This is a genomic window from Nonomuraea sp. NPDC004702, from assembly GCF_053601695.1.
In genome coordinates, this window is sequence record NZ_JBSGCE010000191.1 from 1 (window position 1) to 1,694 (window position 1,694).

Here is a 1,694-nt window from a genome sequence, read left to right on the forward strand (position 1 = left end):
ACTTGAGCTCGTTCTTCAGCAGGTAGGCGACGACGTTCGCGCTGGCCTCGTAACCGACCCACGGGTTGATCGCGATCTTGACGGTGCCGGTTCTCGTGCCATCTGCCGAACCAGGAGGGGAAGATCTGACCCTTGCGCCAGTCGAGCAGGCGGCGCAGGGCTCCGCCGGTGCCGAGGGCCTTGTCGCAGGCCTCGGCGAACTCGGGGCTGGCCGGGAGCTGACCGGTCTCGACGCCGCTGATCAGGCCCTCGCTGAAATGGATGCGCTCAGCGAGCTGCCCCTGTGTCAGGGCCGCCGTCTTCCGGTAGTGCCGCAACTCTCTGCCCCAGATCGCCTGAGGCGCGTAGAAGTCGACCATCTCGCCCTCCCCTCGCGCGGGTTCAACGCCGACGACTCGGACTTCAAAGTCCACTCTTTGCGTCCGAGCCATTACTAACTGTAGTCACGCCGCGTCACGCTGGCTACATGAACCCCGAAAGTCCCGCCGTCCCGCTCGCCGGCCAGTGGCACCTGCAGGGCACGGCCCTCCGCGTACGGCGGATGCCCCGGCACCCCGGCTGCGTCACCTCTGTCCCGGCGGTTCATCCGCGACATCGCCACCGACCACGATGCGCGGGTGGAGGCCATCGAGACGGCGCGGCTGCTCGTTTCGGGGCTGGCCACCAGCGCGCTCGCCCACGCCCGCTCGGCGGAACCCGTCCGGGTCGTGGTGGTCCGGGAGGGCCGGCCGCTGACTGTGGAGGTCCGCGGCTTACGCGCGGCCCTGTCCTGGATAGGGCCGGCGCACCCGCTGGCGGGGCGCGAGCGGAGGCTGGCCATCGTCCGCCGTGCGAGAGAAGAGCGTGATGTGCGCTGGCGGGCTGATGCCCGGCACGCTCCCGGGAATGGGATCCAGGCACGCCCGGATCGTCGTGGCCCGCCTGAGACGGAGTGGGCGTTGTGATGATCGCGACCAGGCCGGGCTGTCGCAGGGCCTGGGCGAGGATCACGGCCCGGCGAGACGAGCACGGTCAGATCATGCCCCTGGCCGGCCCGATCCCGCCAGGGCGGCCGGTACCCGGGCCATCGGCTGAACGGGCCGGCCACCGCCCAGGAGGACGACGCGCCGGGGGTGCGGACGCCCGGATATGACGGCTGCGGCCTATACCACCGCGAATCGAGGCCGGTCGCTGGCAAGCGCCGCATCCCGCCGAAACGGGAGGTGAGATGGCGCCGCCTCCGGCCTTGGACCACCAGCGAAGCCCCCGGAATGCGCCGCGTAAGACCGCCGATCGCAGACCCGCACGCATGCACGCGCGCCCGCCGTCCCGCGCCCATGGTCCGCGCCAACGACACAGCGGCCTCCCAAGACCTCCCCATCCCGCGGGAGCCCCAACTACCAGCGACTCCTCGCCAAGATTGACAATTCCGGCCCTGGCACCGCTCTCATCCCTGACTTCACCGACAACTCATCCAGCCACGACAGCCACCCCGCCCGGGAACGGCCGCCCGGCCAACGCCCTTCTCAGGGTCGCCAGGATTCGCCCAAGGGAACTGCGTTAAGCACACCCACGTGCGGCCGCTAGTGAACGAGACCGCGCTGCGCCGTCCGCGCGAGCGCCGCCGATCAGGCGGGGACAGGCTCTCGACCTATGGTCGAGAGCCTGTCCCTCTGGCCTTTGACGCGGTCACGTGGCCAGGCGCTTCGTGTAGC

1 protein-coding gene is annotated in these 1,694 nt (G+C 70.4%); it reads right to left on the minus strand.

Annotated elements, in window-relative coordinates; translation table 11 throughout:
* Window positions 1-359 (minus strand): helix-turn-helix domain-containing protein (locus ACWEJ6_RS54695; RefSeq protein WP_452433697.1); only part of this gene is annotated, 359 nt, incomplete at its 3' end.
* Between the last annotated feature and the right edge of the window lie 1,335 nt (window positions 360-1,694).